At 69.7% G+C, this 17,458-nt stretch carries 17 protein-coding genes and 1 tRNA gene; 8 read left to right on the top strand and 10 right to left on the bottom strand.

Annotated features, from left to right (window positions below; all coding sequences use genetic code 11):
- Position 1: 1 nt before the first annotated feature.
- Both LGR69_RS00550 and fcl read right to left on the bottom strand, forming a co-directional pair.
- Complete coding sequence (locus tag LGR69_RS00550) at positions 2-1,033, bottom strand: SGNH/GDSL hydrolase family protein (protein ID WP_230364865.1); 1,032 nt, start codon at positions 1,031-1,033, stop codon at positions 2-4.
- Between the two features lie 43 nt (positions 1,034-1,076).
- Complete coding sequence (gene fcl, locus LGR69_RS00555) at positions 1,077-2,048, bottom strand: GDP-L-fucose synthase (protein ID WP_230364866.1); 972 nt, start codon at positions 2,046-2,048, stop codon at positions 1,077-1,079.
- A gap of 274 nt (positions 2,049-2,322) precedes the next feature.
- On the opposite strand from fcl, the gene LGR69_RS00560 reads away from it, so the two are divergent.
- From LGR69_RS00560 to LGR69_RS31750, 4 genes are all read left to right on the top strand, one after another.
- Positions 2,323-3,867, top strand: coding sequence for a hypothetical protein (locus LGR69_RS00560; protein WP_230364867.1), 1,545 nt, complete (start codon positions 2,323-2,325; stop codon positions 3,865-3,867).
- Between the two features lie 74 nt (positions 3,868-3,941).
- The gene (locus tag LGR69_RS00565; RefSeq protein ID WP_230364868.1) at positions 3,942-5,465 is read left to right on the top strand and encodes a phytoene desaturase; all 1,524 of its coding nucleotides are present in this window, start codon (positions 3,942-3,944) and stop codon (positions 5,463-5,465) included.
- Entirely contained in the window at positions 5,446-6,516 is a 1,071-nt protein-coding gene (locus LGR69_RS00570) for a phytoene/squalene synthase family protein (RefSeq protein WP_230364869.1), read from the top strand. Before LGR69_RS00565 ends, LGR69_RS00570 begins: the two co-directional genes overlap by 20 nt.
- A gap of 9 nt (positions 6,517-6,525) precedes the next feature.
- Positions 6,526-6,660: a hypothetical protein gene (locus LGR69_RS31750; RefSeq protein ID WP_007563601.1), complete on the top strand. Its 135-nt coding sequence runs from the start codon at positions 6,526-6,528 to the stop codon at positions 6,658-6,660.
- A 41-nt stretch (positions 6,661-6,701) separates the two neighbouring features.
- Here the strand turns inward: LGR69_RS31750 and LGR69_RS00575 are convergent, their stop codons facing one another.
- Both LGR69_RS00575 and hemC read right to left on the bottom strand, forming a co-directional pair.
- Positions 6,702-7,583, bottom strand: coding sequence for a PhzF family phenazine biosynthesis protein (locus LGR69_RS00575; RefSeq protein ID WP_007563603.1), 882 nt, complete (start codon positions 7,581-7,583; stop codon positions 6,702-6,704).
- Between the two features lie 10 nt (positions 7,584-7,593).
- Positions 7,594-8,517 (bottom strand): hydroxymethylbilane synthase, encoded by a 924-nt coding sequence (gene hemC / locus LGR69_RS00580; protein ID WP_007563605.1) that lies wholly within the window; start codon positions 8,515-8,517, stop codon positions 7,594-7,596.
- A 183-nt stretch (positions 8,518-8,700) separates the two neighbouring features.
- Between hemC and LGR69_RS00585 the strand changes: the two genes are divergently transcribed.
- Positions 8,701-9,618: a metallophosphoesterase gene (locus LGR69_RS00585; RefSeq protein ID WP_230364870.1), complete on the top strand. Its 918-nt coding sequence runs from the start codon at positions 8,701-8,703 to the stop codon at positions 9,616-9,618.
- Between the two features lie 44 nt (positions 9,619-9,662).
- Here LGR69_RS00585 and LGR69_RS00590 read toward each other — a convergent pair whose 3' ends face one another.
- Both LGR69_RS00590 and LGR69_RS00595 read right to left on the bottom strand, forming a co-directional pair.
- Positions 9,663-10,088, bottom strand: a complete 426-nt coding sequence (locus tag LGR69_RS00590; RefSeq protein ID WP_230364871.1) for a type II toxin-antitoxin system VapC family toxin — start codon at positions 10,086-10,088, stop codon at positions 9,663-9,665.
- Positions 10,085-10,342, bottom strand: a complete 258-nt coding sequence (locus tag LGR69_RS00595) for a FitA-like ribbon-helix-helix domain-containing protein (protein WP_230364872.1) — start codon at positions 10,340-10,342, stop codon at positions 10,085-10,087. Before LGR69_RS00595 ends, LGR69_RS00590 begins: the two co-directional genes overlap by 4 nt.
- A 129-nt stretch (positions 10,343-10,471) precedes the next feature.
- On the opposite strand from LGR69_RS00595, the gene LGR69_RS00600 reads away from it, so the two are divergent.
- Entirely contained in the window at positions 10,472-10,933 is a 462-nt protein-coding gene (locus LGR69_RS00600) for an ABC transporter ATPase (RefSeq protein WP_230364873.1), read from the top strand.
- 121 nt (positions 10,934-11,054) lie between these two features.
- On the opposite strand, the gene LGR69_RS00605 is transcribed toward LGR69_RS00600, so the two are convergent.
- Together LGR69_RS00605 and LGR69_RS00610 are read right to left on the bottom strand one after the other, a co-directional pair.
- Entirely contained in the window at positions 11,055-12,587 is a 1,533-nt protein-coding gene (locus LGR69_RS00605) for an acyl-CoA carboxylase subunit beta (RefSeq protein WP_007563612.1), read from the bottom strand.
- A 159-nt stretch (positions 12,588-12,746) separates the two neighbouring features.
- Positions 12,747-12,821 (bottom strand) — tRNA-Val (locus tag LGR69_RS00610).
- A gap of 160 nt (positions 12,822-12,981) precedes the next feature.
- Between LGR69_RS00610 and LGR69_RS00615 the strand changes: the two genes are divergently transcribed.
- Together LGR69_RS00615 and LGR69_RS00620 are read left to right on the top strand one after the other, a co-directional pair.
- Positions 12,982-13,323 (top strand): Rdx family protein, encoded by a 342-nt coding sequence (locus LGR69_RS00615; RefSeq protein ID WP_007563614.1) that lies wholly within the window; start codon positions 12,982-12,984, stop codon positions 13,321-13,323.
- A 55-nt stretch (positions 13,324-13,378) separates the two neighbouring features.
- Positions 13,379-15,595: a sensor histidine kinase gene (locus LGR69_RS00620; protein WP_081496980.1), complete on the top strand. Its 2,217-nt coding sequence runs from the start codon at positions 13,379-13,381 to the stop codon at positions 15,593-15,595.
- Between the two features lie 149 nt (positions 15,596-15,744).
- On the opposite strand, the gene LGR69_RS00625 is transcribed toward LGR69_RS00620, so the two are convergent.
- Both LGR69_RS00625 and LGR69_RS00630 read right to left on the bottom strand, forming a co-directional pair.
- Positions 15,745-15,987, bottom strand: a complete 243-nt coding sequence (locus LGR69_RS00625; RefSeq protein WP_230364875.1) for a hypothetical protein — start codon at positions 15,985-15,987, stop codon at positions 15,745-15,747.
- A 323-nt stretch (positions 15,988-16,310) separates the two neighbouring features.
- On the bottom strand, positions 16,311-17,453 hold the full coding sequence (locus tag LGR69_RS00630; RefSeq protein ID WP_230364876.1) for an ABC transporter permease: 1,143 nt from the start codon (positions 17,451-17,453) through the stop codon (positions 16,311-16,313).
- Between the last annotated feature and the right edge of the window lie 5 nt (positions 17,454-17,458).

A 17,458-nucleotide genomic window follows, 5' to 3' on the forward strand; every position in this document is an offset into this window, starting at 1 on the left:
CCTATCCCTCGGACGGAAGGCCGAGCACGTCCGCGACCTCCGCGGCCAAGCGGTCGGCCATCATCTGGCGGCCCTCGGAGGTGACGTGCACGATGTCGGTGAACAGGAAGCGGCTGTCGGATTCGAAGATCCGGCTGAGGTCGCGTGTCGTGAACAATCCCTGCGTCAGGCCATCCGCCTGGAGCCGGCCGAGCACCTGCTCGATCCGGGTGTATTGTCGGTCGAGATAGGCGAGGAATTCCCCCGAGGCGGCGCTCTGCTCGTCACCGATCCACTCGGTCTTGCGGACGACCGCCGGCTGCAGGAGGAACCGCACCGGCGCGCCGATGCCGCCGGAGAGGCGGGCGAGGCGCTTCAGCGCCAGCTCGAACTGGCGCACCACCTCCCATTCCCAGATGTCCGACTGCCAGTTCGTCAGCGCCCGCAGGTTGTCGAGCCGGCCGAAGATCAGCGCCTGAAGGCTGTCGTAGGACAGATCCTCGGCCTCCGCATTCACCTTCGTCGTGTTGAAGAAGTAGTCGTACAGGGTTTCCTGGGCGAAGTGATTGTACGGATAGCCGGCACGCGGATCGAAGCTCCACGGCTGGAAGATGTCCGTGGCGCCGCCCAGCACGAAGATCACGGCCGGCTGAAGGTCCATCAGCCGGGTGGTGATCAGCGCAATCATCTGGTTCAGGCAGGCCGAGGTCGCGCCGAAATTGTAGACCCGGGCGCCCTCGCCGTGGAGGCGCTTCAGCCCGGTCTCCAGGCGGCCCGGAATGGTGTCGGCGAAGACCTGGCCGTCGACCAGCGTGCTGTCGCCGACGACGAAGACGCGCAGGGTCTCGGAGGCGGGGCGCGCCTCGGGATGGCTGTCGTTCCGGTAGCCGAGCGCGTCGTACCGCCAGCCCTGTCCCGCCGCCGACGCGAGCGGCTTGCCGGCGAACTGGGTGTAGGGCGCCGGGAAGCGAATGTTCGAATCGAACGTGTGGAAGTCGCGCAGGAACTTGCGCCGTCGCGCCTGCTCGGCTTCGTCAGGGGCCCGCGGGGCCATGCTGGTTCTCCTGCCCGATTGGGATGTCGCGCCGTGGCCGTGATCAGCCGCGCAGCGTGGCGTGGTTCTCGAGGAACCAGCCATAGGTCTGGCGCAGCCCCTGCTCCAGGCCGATCTCCGGCTGCCAGCCCATGGCGCGCAGCCGCGACACGTCCATCAGCTTGCGCGGCGTGCCGTCCGGCTTGGTCGCGTCGAACTCGAGCCGGCCCTCGTAGCCGATCACCCGCGCCAGGGCCTCGGCCAGCTGGCGGATGGTGCAATCCGCGCCGGTGCCGACATTGATGTGCGACAAGTCCGGCCGGGTGTTGGCCGCGTAGACCGCGTCGTCCAGCTCCATCACGAACACGCCGGCACGGGCCATGTCGTCGACATGCAGGAACTCGCGCATCGCCCGACCCGTGCCCCAGACCGTGACGGAGGGGCGGCCCTCCTGCCTCGCCTCGTGCAGGCGCCGCATCAGCGCCGGCAGGACGTGGGCGTTCTGCGGGTGGAAGTTGTCGTTGGGCCCGTACAGGTTGGTCGGCATCACGCTGCGGTAGCGCCGCCCGTATTGGCGGTTGTAGCTCTCGCACATCTTGATCCCGGCGATCTTGGCGATCGCGTAGGGCTCGTTGGTCGGCTCCAGCAGCCCGGTCAGCAGCGCGTCCTCGCGCATCGGCTGCTCCGCGTGCTTCGGGTAGATGCAGGAGGAGCCCAGGAACAGCAGCCGGTCGACGTCGCTCGTGTGTGCGGCGTGGATGAGGTTCGACTGGATCAGCAGGTTCTCGTGGATGAACTCGGCCGGGTAGGTGTTGTTGGCGTGGATGCCGCCGACCTTGGCGGCGGCGAAGTAGACCTGGTCGATCCGGTGCGTGGCGAAGAAGGCCCGGACCGCGGCCTGATCGAGCAGATCCAACGCCTGCCGGTCCGCCGTGAGAATCCGCGTGTAGCCCAGCTCGCGCAGCCGGCGCACGATCGCCGACCCCACCATCCCGCGGTGCCCCGCAACGAAGATGGTCCTGTCCCGCCCGTCCATCACGCGTCCATTCTCTCCGGCCGGCGCTCGCTCGGCCCCTATACCCCCGGTCGGAGCCGATATCGCTGCGAAAAGGCGCGTTTTCTGAGGCGGGCGGACCCGCCGCCGCAGCGCGGCAGGAGATGCAGCGCGAGACGCGAAATTGCGATTACAAATACAACCGAAAGTTGGTGTTAAGCATTCTACCAGAAGCTGTGTCTGTACCAGCCTAGCGCCCGCCGGACTTCAGGACCGCGGCGGGATCTGCAGGGCCGCACGGCAATGGAGTCTCCAGATGCGTAAACTGACCGACGCCCTGACGGGGCAGCGGATCTCAAATGCTATCCTGCCCTGGTCGGCCGGCCGCATCGCCCCCCTGCTCGCCAGCACGTTGTTCGCGCTTCCGATGGTTGCGCCGGCACAGGCACAACTTCTCCGAGGTGCCCTCGATACAACCGGAGGCGGTATTCTGGGAACCGGCATCTCGGTCGGCACCACCAATCCCGGGACGGGCATCCTCGGCACCGGCCTGAACGTCGGTACCACCGGCGGCGGTGTTCTTGGGACCGGGGTGACCGTCGGCACCACTAATCCCGGCACCGGCGTCCTCGGCACGGGCTTGAATGTCGGCAGCACCAGCGGCGGCGTCCTTGGGACCGGCCTTCTGGTCGGAACCACGGGTCCCGGTGAGGGCCTGCTCGGGACCGGCCTGTACCTCGGCTCAGTTGGCGGAAGCGCCGGCGGCGGTGGCGGTGGCGGCACCGGCGGTGGCGGTACCGGCGGAGCAGGCGGTGCTGGGGGTGCGGGTGGCGCCGGCGGGGCCGGTGGCGCGGGCGGGACTGCTGGCGGTGGCAGCGGCGGCAACGGCCAAGGCATCTATATCGTGACCGGCAACGTCACGCAGTCCCAGGGCCAGACCTTAATTGCCGATCTGCGCCTTTCCCAGCTCTCCAGCGCCACGGGTGTCGCTGCCAACAACACCAGCGGTCAGGCCGCACCGAGCGCCGTGGGGGCCGACGCCCTCGCGGTGGGCTTCGGATCGAGCGCAGCCGGGACGGCTTCGACCGCCGTCGGCACCGGGGCGGCCGCGGTCAATACCGGCAGCGTCGCCGTCGGCTACGCGGCGAGCGCCCAGGGGCTCGGCGGCACGGCGGTCGGTACGGCCTCGGCGGCGTCAGGAGCCGGCAGCACGGCGCTCGGCTTCGTCGCGGGCGCCACGGGCACGGGATCCACGGCGATTGGTGCGGCGGCCTCGGCCGCCGGCAACAACAGCGTGGCGCTCGGCAATGGCGCGGCGGCCAACCAGGCGAACACCATCGCCATCGGCGCCAACGTCAAGACGACCCAGGCCAACCAGGTGGCGATCGGCAATGCCGCCAACACCTACACCCTGGCGGGCGTCGCCTCGCAGGCGAGCGCCGCGGCCCAGAGCGGTGCGACCAACTTCGTGACCACCGACGCCGCCGGCAATCTCGCCGCCTCGGCCTATGGCCCCTCCACCATCGCCGGCCTCGGCAACCGGATCGATTCGGTCCAAGCCCAGGTGAATAACTTGGAGGCCAAGACCGACACGATGCAGCGCTACGCGGTCCAGACCCGTAAGGAAGCCCGTCAGGGCGTGGCCATGGCGATCGCGATGGCGACCGCGCCGATGCCGTCCGCTCCCGGCAAGACCACCTGGGCGACCAACGGCGCGACCTATCGCGGGGAATGGGCCGGCGGCGTCGCCGTCGCGCACCGTCTGCCGACCTGCTGTGTGCCGATCGCCGTGACCGCCGGTGTCGCCTACGCGGGCGAGAGCAATGTCGGCGTCCGGGCCGGTCTAGCCGGCGAATTCTGAGGCTGAGACATCGGCGGGGGCGGATCGACGTTTCGCCCTTGCTTACGGAGAAATCCCCGGCATAGTGTCAAATTATGTTGACACTCGCGGTCGAGCAGTCGGAACGGCAGGAGACGGATCGGCGGCCCCACGCGGTCGTCGTCGGCTCCGGCTTCGGCGGCTTGGCCGCTGCCGTTCGGCTCGGGGCCCGGGGCTACCGGGTCACCGTGCTGGAGCGTTTGGAGCAGCCGGGCGGCCGCGCCAGGGTGCACCGGCAGGACGGCTTCACGTTTGACGCAGGGCCGACCATCGTCACCGCGCCGCAGCTCTTCGAGGAGTTGTGGCAGCTCGCCGGCCGCCGCCTGCCCGACGACGTCACGCTGGTCCCGATCGATCCGTTCTACCGGATCCGCTTCGCCGACGGCGCAACCTTCGAGTATAGCGGCGATCCCGAGCGGATGCGCGCCGAGGTGGCGCGCTTCGCCCCCGACGACGTCGCCGGCTACGACCGGTTCATGGCGCATAGCCGCGCGGTCTGCCGGATCGGCTTCGAGCAGCTCGGCCACGTTCCGTTCGGCAGCGTCGGCTCGATGCTGAAGATCGCCCCGGACCTGCTGCGCCTGTCGGGCCACCGCTCGGTCCATGCCGTGGTGGCGCGCTTCATCCGCGACGAGCGGCTGCGCACCGTGTTCAGCTTCCACCCGCTCCTGATCGGCGGCAACCCGTTCCGGGCGAGCGCGATCTACTGCCTGATCGCGGATCTCGAGCGGCGCTGGGGCGTCCATTTCGCCATGGGCGGGACCGGGAAACTGGTCGAGGGGCTGGTCCGGCTGATCCGCAGCCAGAACGGACGGGTCCGGCTGGGCGTCGACGTCGCCCGTATCCGGGTCGAGAACGGGAGCGCGACCGGGGTCGAACTCGCGGGCGGCGAGACGATCGCGGCCGACCTCGTGGTCTCGAACGCTGATTCGGCGGTGACCCATGCGCGGCTGCTGCCAAAACCCCGGCGCTGGAGCCCCGGGCGGCTCCGGCGGGCGCGCTCCTCCATGGGCCTGTTCGTCTGGTACTTCGGCACGAAGCGGCGCTACCCGGATGTCGCCCACCACATGATCCTGCTCGGGCCGCGCTATCGCGGGCTGCTCGCCGATATCTTCGACCGTAAGGTCCTGGCCGAGGATGCGAGCCTCTACCTGCACCGGCCCACCGCCACGGATCCGAGCTTGGCGCCGCCCGGCTGCGACGCCTTCTACGTGCTGGCCCCGGTGCCGAACCTGGCCGGCGGCCAGGATTGGCGCGCCCTCGCCGAGCCGTACCGGCGCCGGATCGCCGAGATGCTCGAATCGAGCGTCCTCCCCGGCCTGTCGGACGCCATCGTCACCTCGAAGGTGACGACGCCCCGGGAATTCCAGGACGATTTCCAGAGCTATCGCGGGTCGGGCTTCGGCCTCGAGCCGGTGCTGACCCAATCCGCGTGGTTCCGGCCGCACAACCGGTCGAGCGACGTGCGCAACCTGTACCTCGTCGGGGCCGGCACGCATCCCGGGGCCGGTCTGCCCGGCGTGCTCTCCTCCGCCCGAATCCTCGATCTGGTGGTTCCGGATGCCCGCGTTTCCGCCTGAATTCGCCAGAGCCGCGGATCGCACCGCCTGTCGGGTTGCGATCCGCGCCGGCTCGAAGAGTTTCTTCGCTGCCGGGAAGCTGCTGCCCGGCGAGGTGCGCGAGGCGGCCTACGGGCTCTACGCCTTCTGCCGCCTCTCCGACGATCTCGTCGACGAGGCGCCCAACGCCTCCGACCGACGCGACGCGGTCGCGCGCCTCGGCCGCCGAGTCGCACTGGCCTATGCGGGCGCACCCGCCGATACGCCGGCCGACCGGGCCTTCTCGGAGATCGTCGGCCAATATGCGATCCCGGAAGCGCTGCCCTACGCCCTGATCGAGGGGTTCGCCTGGGACGCGGAGGGGCGGCGCTACGCGGACCTGGCCGCGCTGCACGGCTACGCCGCCCGGGTCGCGGGCTCGGTCGGGGCCATGATGGCGCTGATCATGGGCGCGCGCGCCCCGGATGCGCTCGCCCGCGCCTGCGATCTCGGCGCCGCCATGCAGCTCACCAACATCGCCCGCGATGTCGGCGAGGATGCAAGGATGGGCCGGCTCTACCTGCCCCTCGACTGGATGGTCGCGGCCGGGCTCGACCCCGACGCATTCCTCGCCGATCCGCGGCCGAGCCCGGCGCTGGCGGGCGTCGTCGCCCGGCTGCTTGCCGAGGCGGATGGGCTCTACCGGCGAGCGGAGGCCGGCATCGCGGCGCTGCCGGCGCCCTGCCGCCCGGCGATCCGCGCGGCGGCGCTGATCTATGCCGAGATCGGCCGGGTCGTGGCCCGGCAGGACCACGATTCCGTCTCGAACCGCGCCCGGGTCCGGACCACCCGCAAGCTCGCCCTGATCGCCCGCGCCCTGCGCTCCGGTGCTGCGACGCCGGGCCTCGCGGCACCGCCCCTGCCGGAAGTGGCGTTCCTGATCGACGCGGTGATGGCGCATGTGCCGGTTCCCGACCGCAGGCGGACGGCGCTCCGGCCCTGGTGGGACGTGGGCGGCCGGGTGGTGCACGTGCTGGACCTGATCGAGCGGATGCGCGAGCGCGAGGCCTTCGGCCGCTCCGCACCGTCCTGAGGCCGGCACGTGAGCGACGGCCTGTTCGCGGCTTTCGATATCGGGCTGGTCTTCGCCCTGGCCCTCGGGATCGGCCTCTGGCAGCTCATCGCCGTCCGACGCAGCATCCGCCGGGATCGCGCTCAGGGTGACGATCGGGAGTGATCTCGTCGCGATAGCGAGACGGTCGCGATTGGCCCACGCATTCAGGCCTGGGCCTGATGCACCTCAGCAAGCGCCACGTCGCCGGCGAGCAGGCACCCAATAGCGCGGCCGTCCGCGAAGCCCAGGCGCACCCGGATCTCGGACAGGCGGCCCATGGCTCGGCCCTGGAAGATCCGGATCGGCCGGTCGTCCGGTGCAATCAGCCCATCCTGCAGCAGCCCGAAAGCCAGGGCGGCCGCCGCGATGCCGGTTGCGGCATCCTCGGGGTAGCCGGAGGAACGAGGGAATTGCCGCGCCTCGAACGTTCGGGCATCGCGGTCGAGCACTGCGTAGGGGTAGAGGCCGGTGGATCCGATCCGCGTGCACGCGGCCTCCACCGCGGCTTGGTCCGGTGCCAGGGCGTTCAGCGCGGTTTGATCGCGCATCGGCACCAGGGTCTTCACCCGGGATGTCACGGCGTTGTGGATCGGCCGGTCGGCGAGGGCGTTCCGGTTCAGGCCAAACGCCGCCAGCACCGCCGCTTCCGGCTCGGGCGCGAGCGGGGTCACCCGCCCCGCCGGCTGGGTAATCTCCACCGTCCACTGGCCGTCCGCGCGCGGCGCGACGAAGCCGGTAACCGAGCCGCTGCCGGTGGCGATCCGCACGGTCTCGCCCGATAAGCGGCCCTCCCGGGCCAGCACCCAGAGCGCGCCGATCGTCGCGTGCGCACACATCTCCATCTCGTGGTTCGGTACGAAGAAGCGCAAGCGCAGATCGTGCGCGGCATCCTCCGCCGGGAGCGCGAAGCCGGATTCGTGGCCGTAGCGCCCGGCCACCGCCCGCATGGCGTCGGCATCGAGATCCCGCGCATCCGCGATCACCGGGCAGGGATTCCCGCCCCGTCCGTCATGCGTGAACACGTCGACCAGGGTCACCGCCGGCATCAGCCGCTCCTCACTGCAGATGGCGCGTGTAGGTCTCTCCGGCCGCCTCCTTCAGCACGGCGCCGGCCTCGCGGCCGATGCGCTCGGCCTCCGCCGCCGGGCCCTGCCGGGAGACGGCCCAGTGCCGGCTGCCGTCGGGCAGGAACAGCAGCCCGTCGAGCTTGAGCTGGTCGCCGTCGATCTGCGCCAGGGCTGCGATCGGCGTCCGGCAGGAGCCGTCGAGTTCGGCGAGCAGCGCGCGTTCCGCAGCGATCGCAGTGGTGGTGCGGGCGCAGGCGATCGGCGCCAGCAGGTCGCGGATCGCGGCGTCGTCGGCCCGGCACTCGATCCCGAGTGCGCCCTGCGCCACCGCGGGCAGCATCTCGTCCACCGACAGGATGCTGCGGGCCATGTCCTGCAGGCCAAGGCGCTGCAGCCCGGCGAGCGCCAGCAGGGTCGCGTCGCATTCGCCGGATTCGAGCTTGCGCATCCGCGTGTTGGCGTTGCCGCGCAGGGGCACGACCTTCAGGTCCGGCCGGTGCATCAGAACCTGCGCCCCGCGCCGGAGAGACGAGGTCCCGACCCGGGCACCTTCCGGCAGGCCCGCGAGCCCGTCCGCGTGCGGCGACAGGAAGGCGTCGCGCGGGTCGTCGCGCTCCAGGATGCAGGCGATGGCCAACCCGTCCGGCAGCCAGGTCTCCACGTCCTTCATGGAATGGACCGCGACATCGACCTCGTCGGAAAACAACGCCTGCTCGAGTTCCTTGGTGAACAGGCCCTTGCCGCCGATCTCCGAGAGCGGGCGATCGAGGATCTTGTCGGCCACCGTGGTCACCACCACCAGCTCGGTCTCGAGCCCCGGATTGGCCGCCACGATCTTGTCGCGCACCATCCCGGTCTGGGCGAGCGCCATCGGGCTGCCGCGGGTGCCGATGCGCAGGGGGCGGTTCAACATGGGGGTCCGGACGTTTCTTGCGGCGTTGTCCGAGCGTTATAGCCCGCCCGCGGCCGCAGGCCATCGCCGGGTGCGGGATTCAGACTCGCTGAAGCGTCCGCATGTCAGGCTGGTGCCGCCCCGGTTTCGCCGGACTGCGCGCTTAGCGCCGTGCAGGTCACTTCGAGAGCTTCTGGACGCCCCATGCTGATCGTGCCGAGCCGACGGCAGTTCCTCACCGGACTCGGGGCCGGCGCCGGCCTCGTGGCGGCGACGGGGGTCTACGCCGTCGATGTCGAGCCGCTGCACCGGCTGGTGGTGACGCATTACGCGCCGACGCTGCCGCGCTGGGACCCGGCCCTACGGCTGCGCGTGGCCGTGCTCGCCGATTTCCACATCTGCGAGCCGTACATGCCGTTCGATCGGGTGGCCGAGATCATCGACGCCACCAACGCCTTGAAGCCCGACCTCGTGCTGATGCTGGGCGATTACCCGGCCGGCAAGATCGCCTGGCGCAAGCTGCCCCTCGAGCAATTCGCCCGGATGGTCGAGGGCCTGAAGGCGCCGCTCGGCACCCACGCGATCCTGGGCAATCACGATTGGTGGGACGACCATGCCGTCCAGCGCTCCCGGCGCGGCTCGCCGGCGGTCAAGCACCTGCTGGAGGCACGCGGCATCCCGGTGATGGAGAACGAGGCCGTGCGGCTGGTGAAGGACGGGCGGCCCTTCTGGCTCGCCGGGCTCGCCGACCAGCAGCCCTATTTCAACAGCTGGGACCAGGGGCTCGACGACCTGCCCGCGACCCTCGGCACGATCACCGACGAGGCGCCGGTGATCCTCATGGCCCACGAGCCCGACATCTTCGCCGACGTGCCCGACCGGGTCTCCCTGACGCTCGCCGGCCATACCCATGGCGGGCAGGTCAGGCTGTTCGGGCACTCGCCCGCGATCCGGCGGGTCCGCGGCCACGATTACGCCTACGGCCACGTCATCCAGGACGGGCGCCACCTGATCGTGTCCGGCGGCTTCGGCATGAGCCGGATCCCGGTGCGGTTCGGCGTGCCGCCGGAGATCGTTCTGTTGGAACTGGGCGGATCGGGCCCGGACGGCGCCGCCGCCTGAGCGGCCAGTGATCCGTCTGTCCGGCCTCATCCGTCGGCGATCCGCTAAGCGCGGCCGTCCCACGGATTGATCGTTTGAACACCGGCGGCCTCGAATGGACTGAGGTCCCGCGTGGCGACCATCATGTTCCGAGACGCGGCGGTGGCGGCGATATAACCGTCCGCCATGCCGATCGCGCGTCCTTGCGTCTTGGCGCGCGCCATCAGCTCCGCATAAGCCTCTGACGCGTTCAGATCGAATGCCAGGATGCGATCTGCGAAGGCCGGCACGACCTCGTTTTCCAAGCGCTCTTGATAGGTCGTACGCCGCCGACCTTTCGGCATGATCGCCAGGCCAAGCCGCAGTTCCGCAATCGTCACGACCGATAGATAGAGCGTCTCGATGACTTGAGCATCGGTCCAGACGAGCACCTTCGGTTCAGGATCGCGCCTCCACAGCTCCGAGATGACGTTGGTGTCGAGGAGGATCATTCGAAGCGGATCGGTTCCGCCGCACGCGTGTCGCGCAGATCGTTGATCTGCTCTACCTCGGCATCGCTCAGCTCGCCCGCATCGCGTGCGATGGATGTCAGGAGCGAACCCAGCGCCACGCGGCCTTCAGGCTGCGCGGCCTGTTCCAGGATGGCGCGAATCTCGGCTTCGGCACTGCGGCCATGCCGCGCCGCTCTGACCTTCAATGCACGATGAACGGCGTCGGGGACATTGCGGATGGTGATCGACGCCATGGTCCTTCCCTCCGTCTGATTCCGGGACGATGGCAGTCCGGCCATCCGCGATCAATATCCCCCGCGAGCCGCCCCGCGCCTGAACGCCGCGCCGCTCGTTTTCGCGTCGCCCGGCGCTACCTCGCCGGGATGCGTGCACTCCTCCCCGTCCTCACCCTGGCCGTCCTCAGCGCCGGATCACATTCCGCCTGGGCGCAATCCTGCGACACGTTGATCGACAAGGTCACCGCGGAGACGGCCGCGAAGGCGACCGAGCGGCGCAGCGATTACGCCAACTTCACCGCCGGCCCCGACATGACCCTGAGCCTCGCCTGCGGTGCGCCGGACCTGTCCTCGGTGGGGGCCCAGTATCGCGGCGCCAGCCCGCCGGACGTCTACTACGAGACCTTCGGCCGGGCCGGGCACGCCGTGACCGGCATCGATGCGGCGACCATCACGGAGGCGGCGCGCAAGGCCCAGGCCGCGGCCGTCCGGCTGCGGCACAGCAACGTCGATCTCGGCGGCGCCCGGATCACCTGCTCGGCGATGGTCTCGCCCGACAAGGGGCCGCTGACCCTCTGCGCGGTGATCGAGCACAGCGACCGGAGCTGAAGCGCGACGGGTCCTCCACAAGGCTGGCTCAGACGCGACGCGCGCCCTCTCGTGCATGGGAGAGGGCGCGCGCTCGGTCGGGACATGTGCGGACCCGTTGAGGTCCGCCCGTATCCCCGCCTCAGAGCGGGATGTTGTCGTGCTTCTTCCAGGGCTGCTCCATCTCCTTGGTGCGGAGCATGCCGAGCGCCCGGGCGATCCGGCGGCGGGTCGAGTGCGGCATGATCACCTCGTCGATGTAGCCGCGCTCGGCCGCCACGAAGGGGGACAGGAACCGGTCCTCGTACTCGCCGGTCCGCGCCGCGATCTTCTCCGGGTCGCCGAGCTCGCTGCGGAAGATGATCTCCACCGCGCCCTTGGCGCCCATGACGGCGATCTGGGCGGTGGGCCAGGCGTAGTTGAGGTCGGCGCCGACATGCTTCGAGGCCATCACGTCGTAGGCGCCGCCGAAGGCCTTGCGGGTGATGATCGTCACCAGCGGCACCGTCGCCTGCGAATAGGCGAAGAGCAGCTTCGCGCCGTGCTTGATCAGGCCGCCATATTCCTGCGCGGTGCCCGGCAGGAAGCCCGGCACGTCCACGAAGGTGACGATCGGGATCGCGAAGGCGTCGCAGAAGCGCACGAAGCGCGCCGCCTTGCGCGAGGCGTCCGAATCGAGCACCCCGGCCAGCACCATCGGCTGGTTGGCGACGAACCCGACGGTCCGGCCCTCGATCCGGCCGAACCCGGTCATGATGTTGCGGGCATAGGCCGCCTGGATCTCGAAGAAATCGCCCTCGTCGACCACCCGGCGGATCAGTTCGCCCATGTCGTAGGGCTTGTTCGGGTTGTCGGGGATCAGGGTGTCGAGCGACATGTCGAGCCGATCGACATCGTCGAAGCTCTCGATCTCGGGCACGCCCTCGATGTTGTTGGCCGGCAGGAAGTCGAGCAGGCGACGGATCTGGAGGATCGCCTCGACGTCGTTCTCGAACGAGCCGTCGGCGATGGAGGATTTCGTGGTGTGGACCTTGGCGCCGCCGAGTTCCTCCGCGGTCACGACCTCGTTGGTCACGGTCTTCACCACGTCCGGGCCGGTCACGAACATGTAGCTCGTGTCCCGGACCATGAAGATGAAGTCGGTCATGGCCGGCGAGTAGACGTCGCCGCCCGCGCAGGGGCCCATGATCACCGAAATCTGCGGGATCACGCCCGAGGCCATCACGTTCCGGCGAAAGACCTCGCCGTAGCCGCCGAGCGCCGCGACGCCCTCCTGGATGCGGGCTCCGCCGGCGTCGAAGATGCCGATGATCGGGGCGCGCATCTTCAGCGCCATGTCCTGGACCTTCACGATTTTCTGGGCGTGGGCCTCCGACAGGGAGCCGCCGAACACCGTGAAGTCCTTCGAGAACAGGAAGACCGTGCGGCCGTTGATCGTGCCCCAGCCGGTGACCACGCCGTCGCCGGGGATCTTCTGCTTCTCCATGCCGAAATCGGTGGAGCGGTGCTGCACGAACATGTCGAATTCCTCGAACGACCCGTGGTCGAGGAGGAGTTCGATCCGCTCGCGCGCCGTGAGCTTGCCGCGCTTGTGCTGGGCCTCGACGCGCTTCTCGCCGCCGCCCAGGCGCGCCTGGGCCCGTCGCTCCGCGAGCTTGTCGAGGATGTCCTTCATGGCTGTTCCCGCCCTTACCCTGCTCGTGCCGCCCTAGCCCGGTTGATGCCGGGTCGAAGCTTGTGCGTTCACCGATCACGCGGCCTTAGCACGGGCGTTTCGGGTGGCAAACCGACGCAAATGTCTCGCGCGTCGGACCTTCGGGGGGAGGGAGGAGAATGGTGGACGGTGCAGGGATCGAACCTGCGACCTTTCCCGTGTGAAGGGAACGCACTACCGCTGTGCTAACCGTCCGTGCCGCCAAGGGTCGAGACCCGGGGGCGGAACCAACGCGGTCGGCGACGCCTGGAGCAGGCGGCGACCGGATGCCGGGCCTTCTAGGGCGTGCCGACCCGAAACGTCAAGCACTGCTTGCGAGGTTGACAAGAACCGCGCCGCAATGCGCTGTGGCCGCATGCACGAGGAGCACGCGGCCGTGCGGCCCGACAGCGACGTGACGGGGGAGGGCGCGGCGCGCACGGCACGGCCGCGCGTCGCGATCACCTACTGCACCCAGTGCAACTGGCTGCTGCGCTCCGCCTGGATGGCGCAGGAGCTGCTCTCGACCTTCCGCGACGACCTTGGCGAAGTCGCCCTCGTGCCCGCCACCGGCGGCGCGTTCCGCATCGAGATCGCGGGCGTGCTGCTGTGGGAGCGGGTCCGCGACGGCGGGTTTCCGGATGTGAAGGCCCTCAAGCAGAGGGTGCGCGACCACCTCGACCCGGAGCGCGATCTCGGCCATATCGACCGGTCATGAAGCGAGGGAACGGCGAGGAGCCCGCGGGGCACCGCGTGCCGGGGACGGGCGCCGCTTGAGCCCGGAGCAGGAGGCCGAGGGTGTGAACGTCCCGGCGATCCAACCCGCACGCCGATCATGGCTGGCACGCCGGCTCTACCGGTTCGGCCGCAACGGCTTCTCGACCCAGGTCTACCTGATCGCCCTGGTGATCGCCCTGATCGGGCCGGGCCTGCTGTTCACCGGCATCCTGCTGATGCGCTACGCCTCGGCCGAGCGCGCCCGCTTCGAGCAGGATGCCCGCGAGAATGTCCGCGGCATCGGCCTGTCTCTGGATCGCGACACCGCCGGCCTGGTCTCGGTGCTGCAGACGCTGGCGACCTCGCCGCGGATCCGCCAGGGCGATTTCGAGGCGTTCGACGCGCAGGCCCGCCTGGTGCGCGAGTCGATCGACCTCGACGTGCTGCTGCGGCGGCCGAACGGGCAGGAGGTGGTCAATACCGGCGTGCCCCGCGGCGCGCCGATGCCGATGATGCCGCTGCCGTTCGACACCGACCTGTCCAAGGGCGCCCAGCGCGCCATGGTCAGCGGCTACATCCCGGGCCCGACCCCAGCCGAGGCGACCTACGCGGTCGGCGTGCCCGTGATGGTCGAGGGCGAGGTCGCCTACATCCTGAGCTTCACCGTGCCGCTGTCGCGGCTCCAGGGCATCCTGTCCCGGGAGGTGGTACCCGGCTGGACTACTGGCATCTCGGACCGAAACGGGATCGTCCTCGCCCGCCTGCCGGACCCGGATTCCGTGGTCGGCAAGCCCCGCCTCGCGAGCCTGCGCCAGGTCCAGACGGCGACGCCGGGGGTCTGGGAGGGGCAGGACCGCCAGCACAAGCCGGTGGTGGTGATCGAGGCGCGCTCGCGGCTGACCGGCTGGATGGTCGCCACCAGCATCCCGCAGGCGTTGGTCGATGCCCGGGTGCGCCGGTGGGTCTGGGCCTTCGCGGGGTTCGGCCTGCTGGTGCTCGCCACCTCGTCGGTGCTGGCGGTGAACCTCTGGTCCCGCGTCTCGCGCCCGCTGCGGCTGCTGGCGGCCTCCGGGCCGGCGCTGTCGCGGGGCGAGGCGATCCCCCGGGTGCCGTCGCCGGTCCACGAGATTCAGCGGCTCGGGGCGGTTCTGTCCGACGCGTCGCTGCGGTTGCGCACCCGCGAGGCGGAGCGCGACCGGGCGCTCGCCGACACCCGTCGCGGGCTCACGGCGCTCAGCGAGAGCGAGGCCCGGTTCCGGCACATGGCCGATTCCGCGCCGGCACTGATCTGGATGACCGACGAGAGCGGCGGCGTCAGCTTCGCCAACCTCCATTTCGAGCACATGTTCGGGATCCCGGCGGCGGATCTCACCAACGAGGGCTGGGAGCGGATCGTCCATGCGGACGACCTCGAGAGCTTCCGCGCGGCCTTCGCCGAGGCGTTCGAGGCACGGGCGCCGTTCCGCACCGAGGTCCGGGTGATCGACCGGGGCGGGGCCGTGCGCTGGCTTCGCTGCGAGGGCGTGCCGCGCCTCGACGACGACCAGAACTTCCTCGGCTATACCGGCTGCAACATCGACATCACCGACGCGAAGTTCGCCGAGGAGCACCTGCTGCTCCTGATTCACGAATTGAACCACCGGGTGAAGAACACCCTGGCCACGGTCCAGTCGATCGCCGGCCAGTCCCTGCGCAACCTCGAAGGCCCGGAGGCCGACGCCGCCCGGGCGGCGTTCGAGGCGCGGCTCCTGGCGCTCGCCCGTGTGCACGACGTGCTCACCCGGGAGAGCTGGGAGGGGGCGGAGCTGTCGGCCGTGGTGGCGGACGCGATCCGGCCGCTCGAATCCGGCGACGGTCACGAATCGCGCTTCTCGGTCGTCGGCCCGGCCTTGCGGCTCCCGCCGCGGCTCGCTCTGTCGATCGCCATGGCACTGCACGAGCTCGGCACCAACGCGGTGAAATACGGCGCCCTGTCGATCGAGGGCGGGACGGTGGAGATCTCCTGGACCGTGCGGCGCGAAGCCGAGATCCGCCTGTACCTGCGCTGGGCCGAGCGCGGTGGCCCGCCGGTCAAGAAGCCGACCCGTACCGGCTTCGGCTCCCGCCTGATCGAGCGCAGCCTCGCCCGCGAGCTGGCTGGCGAGGTGACGCTGACCTACGAGGAGACCGGCGTGATCTGCACGATCGACGCGCCCGTCCCGCCGCCGGGCCTGCTGGAGCGCAAGAGCGCCGCGGCGCCGGCCCGGATCGCGCCGCTGCCGCTGGCTGGGTAGGCCCGCGACCACGCCGCCGGCGTGGCACGAATCCCCTTTTCCGCTTTGGAGAGGGCGTCTTGACCCGGCGCGACGCGATGGGAAGACATCCGCGGGCTGCGCATAGGCGGCGTACCGAACCGCAGCAGGATTCGCGGAGGGAGGGGCGATCAGTGCCGATCGCCGCAGGGGGAGCTTTGCGCGGCTTGACTGGCATTCACACGGTCATTGCCTTCGCGCCACGTCCGTTCGCGATCGCGCTGTGCTTGCTCGCGCGCCAACGCAACCTGCTCCCGCTGGCTCGACGCGATGTCTTTCAAGACATTCAACTCACGCTCTCTATCGAAATCATATGCCAGCGCTGGAGCTGTTCCCGAAACGGCCGCAAGAGTCGCAACGATCAATGCGCGCATGGATGATCCCTCGTGATATGCTGAGATTCGTCAATCAAAAATCATTGGGAATGTCGAGAGAAGAAAGGTTCTCGAGATTTTGCTCGGCCGTCTCGGATATACCCAGCCTTTCGAATTGATTTAAGGCTTCGCAACATGAATGGGATCTGACGGATCGTATGTTTGTTGGGTTCAGTCTTCCTCGGCAGCGTCCGTTGTACGGGCGCTGACCTGCCGGTCCGGAATAACCGGGAGGACGATTCGCGGCCCCGGGATTTTCAATCACCGGGCACGCCGGGATGAAGGTGTGGATGGGATCGGCGTTCCAAACCCGATACCGCTCGCTAGTGATACGGATCCGCCGCGTCCCGCAGGCCGTCGCCCATGAAATTGAAGGCGAGCACCGTCACCAGCACCGGCAGGACCGGCAGCAGCAGCCAGGGATAGAGCTGCACCGCCGCCAGGTTCTGCGCCTCGTTAAGCAGCACGCCCCAGCTCGTCACCGGCGGGCGCAGGCCCAGGCCGAGGAAGGAGAGGGCGGTCTCGCCCAGGATCATCGTCGGGATCGACAGGGTCGCCGAGGCGATCAGGTGGCTCATGAAGTTCGGGATCAGGTGGCGGCCGATCACCCGGGCCGGCGAGGCGCCCATCAGCTCGGCCGCCTGGACGAAATCCTCCTCCCGCAGGGCCAACAGCTTGCCGCGCACCGCCCGGGCGAGCCCCGGCCAGTCGAGCAGGCCGAGGATCACGGTGATGCCGAGGAAGACCAGCAGCGGGCTCCAGTTCGGCGGCAGGGCCGCCGACAGCGCCAGCCAGAGCGGCAGCTCGGGCAGGGAGCGCACCACCTCGATCAGGCGCTGGACGCCGGCATCGACGATCCCGCCGAAATAGCCGGCGATCCCGCCGAACAGCATGCCCAGCGTGAATGAGATTGCCACACCGACCAGGCCGATGGTGAGCGAGACCCGCGCCCCGTAGATCATCCGCGAGAACAGGTCGCGCCCGAGCCGATCGGTGCCGAGCAGGAACAGGGTGCCGTCCTTCGGCGGGCAGACGAGGTGCAGGTCGGTGGGGATCAGGCCGAGCCAGACATAGCCGTCGCCGCGGCAGAGGAAGCGCAGGGGCTGCGGCTTGCCGGCATCGACCACGTAGTCGCGCCGGAACGTGTCGAGGTCGAGCTGCGCCCGGTAGGGATAGACGAACGGCCCGAGGAAGCGCCCATCGTGAAACAGGTGCACGCCCTGGGGCGGTGCGTGAAGGAAGTCGCCGTTGCGCCGCGCCTGCCCGTAGGGTGCGAGCATCTCGACGAACGGCACCGTGGCGTAGAGCGCGAGCAGGATCAGCGCCGAGGCCACGGCGATCCGGTGGCGCAGGAATTTCCGAACGATCAGCCGCCACGCCGAGGCGCTGCCGGCGGGGTTCTCGCCGAGCGCCTGCGGCTCGAACGGCGTCGGATCGACGAAGTGGCCGCGGGCCGTCTCTGGCATGATCG

It is taken from the genome of Methylobacterium brachiatum, from assembly GCF_020523825.1.
Lineage (GTDB): Bacteria > Pseudomonadota > Alphaproteobacteria > Rhizobiales > Beijerinckiaceae > Methylobacterium > Methylobacterium brachiatum.

What these genes read in the sequence shown, in the direction of transcription:
- LGR69_RS00550 (WP_230364865.1), bottom strand. Translation starts at nt 1,033, where the DNA reads ATGGCCCCGCGGGCCCCTGACGAAGCCGAGCAGGCGCGACGGCGCAAG.
- fcl (WP_230364866.1), bottom strand. Translation starts at nt 2,048, where the DNA reads ATGGACGGGCGGGACAGGACCATCTTCGTTGCGGGGCACCGCGGGATG.
- LGR69_RS00560 (WP_230364867.1), top strand. Translation starts at nt 2,323, where the DNA reads ATGCGTAAACTGACCGACGCCCTGACGGGGCAGCGGATCTCAAATGCT.
- LGR69_RS00565 (WP_230364868.1), top strand. Translation starts at nt 3,942, where the DNA reads ATGTTGACACTCGCGGTCGAGCAGTCGGAACGGCAGGAGACGGATCGG.
- LGR69_RS00570 (WP_230364869.1), top strand. Translation starts at nt 5,446, where the DNA reads ATGCCCGCGTTTCCGCCTGAATTCGCCAGAGCCGCGGATCGCACCGCC.
- LGR69_RS00575 (WP_007563603.1), bottom strand. Translation starts at nt 7,583, where the DNA reads ATGCCGGCGGTGACCCTGGTCGACGTGTTCACGCATGACGGACGGGGC.
- hemC (WP_007563605.1), bottom strand. Translation starts at nt 8,517, where the DNA reads ATGTTGAACCGCCCCCTGCGCATCGGCACCCGCGGCAGCCCGATGGCG.
- LGR69_RS00585 (WP_230364870.1), top strand. Translation starts at nt 8,701, where the DNA reads ATGCTGATCGTGCCGAGCCGACGGCAGTTCCTCACCGGACTCGGGGCC.
- LGR69_RS00590 (WP_230364871.1), bottom strand. Translation starts at nt 10,088, where the DNA reads ATGATCCTCCTCGACACCAACGTCATCTCGGAGCTGTGGAGGCGCGAT.
- LGR69_RS00595 (WP_230364872.1), bottom strand. Translation starts at nt 10,342, where the DNA reads ATGGCGTCGATCACCATCCGCAATGTCCCCGACGCCGTTCATCGTGCA.
- LGR69_RS00600 (WP_230364873.1), top strand. Translation starts at nt 10,472, where the DNA reads ATGCGTGCACTCCTCCCCGTCCTCACCCTGGCCGTCCTCAGCGCCGGA.
- LGR69_RS00605 (WP_007563612.1), bottom strand. Translation starts at nt 12,587, where the DNA reads ATGAAGGACATCCTCGACAAGCTCGCGGAGCGACGGGCCCAGGCGCGC.
- LGR69_RS00615 (WP_007563614.1), top strand. Translation starts at nt 12,982, where the DNA reads ATGCACGAGGAGCACGCGGCCGTGCGGCCCGACAGCGACGTGACGGGG.
- LGR69_RS00625 (WP_230364875.1), bottom strand. Translation starts at nt 15,987, where the DNA reads ATGCGCGCATTGATCGTTGCGACTCTTGCGGCCGTTTCGGGAACAGCT.
- LGR69_RS00630 (WP_230364876.1), bottom strand. Translation starts at nt 17,453, where the DNA reads ATGCCAGAGACGGCCCGCGGCCACTTCGTCGATCCGACGCCGTTCGAG.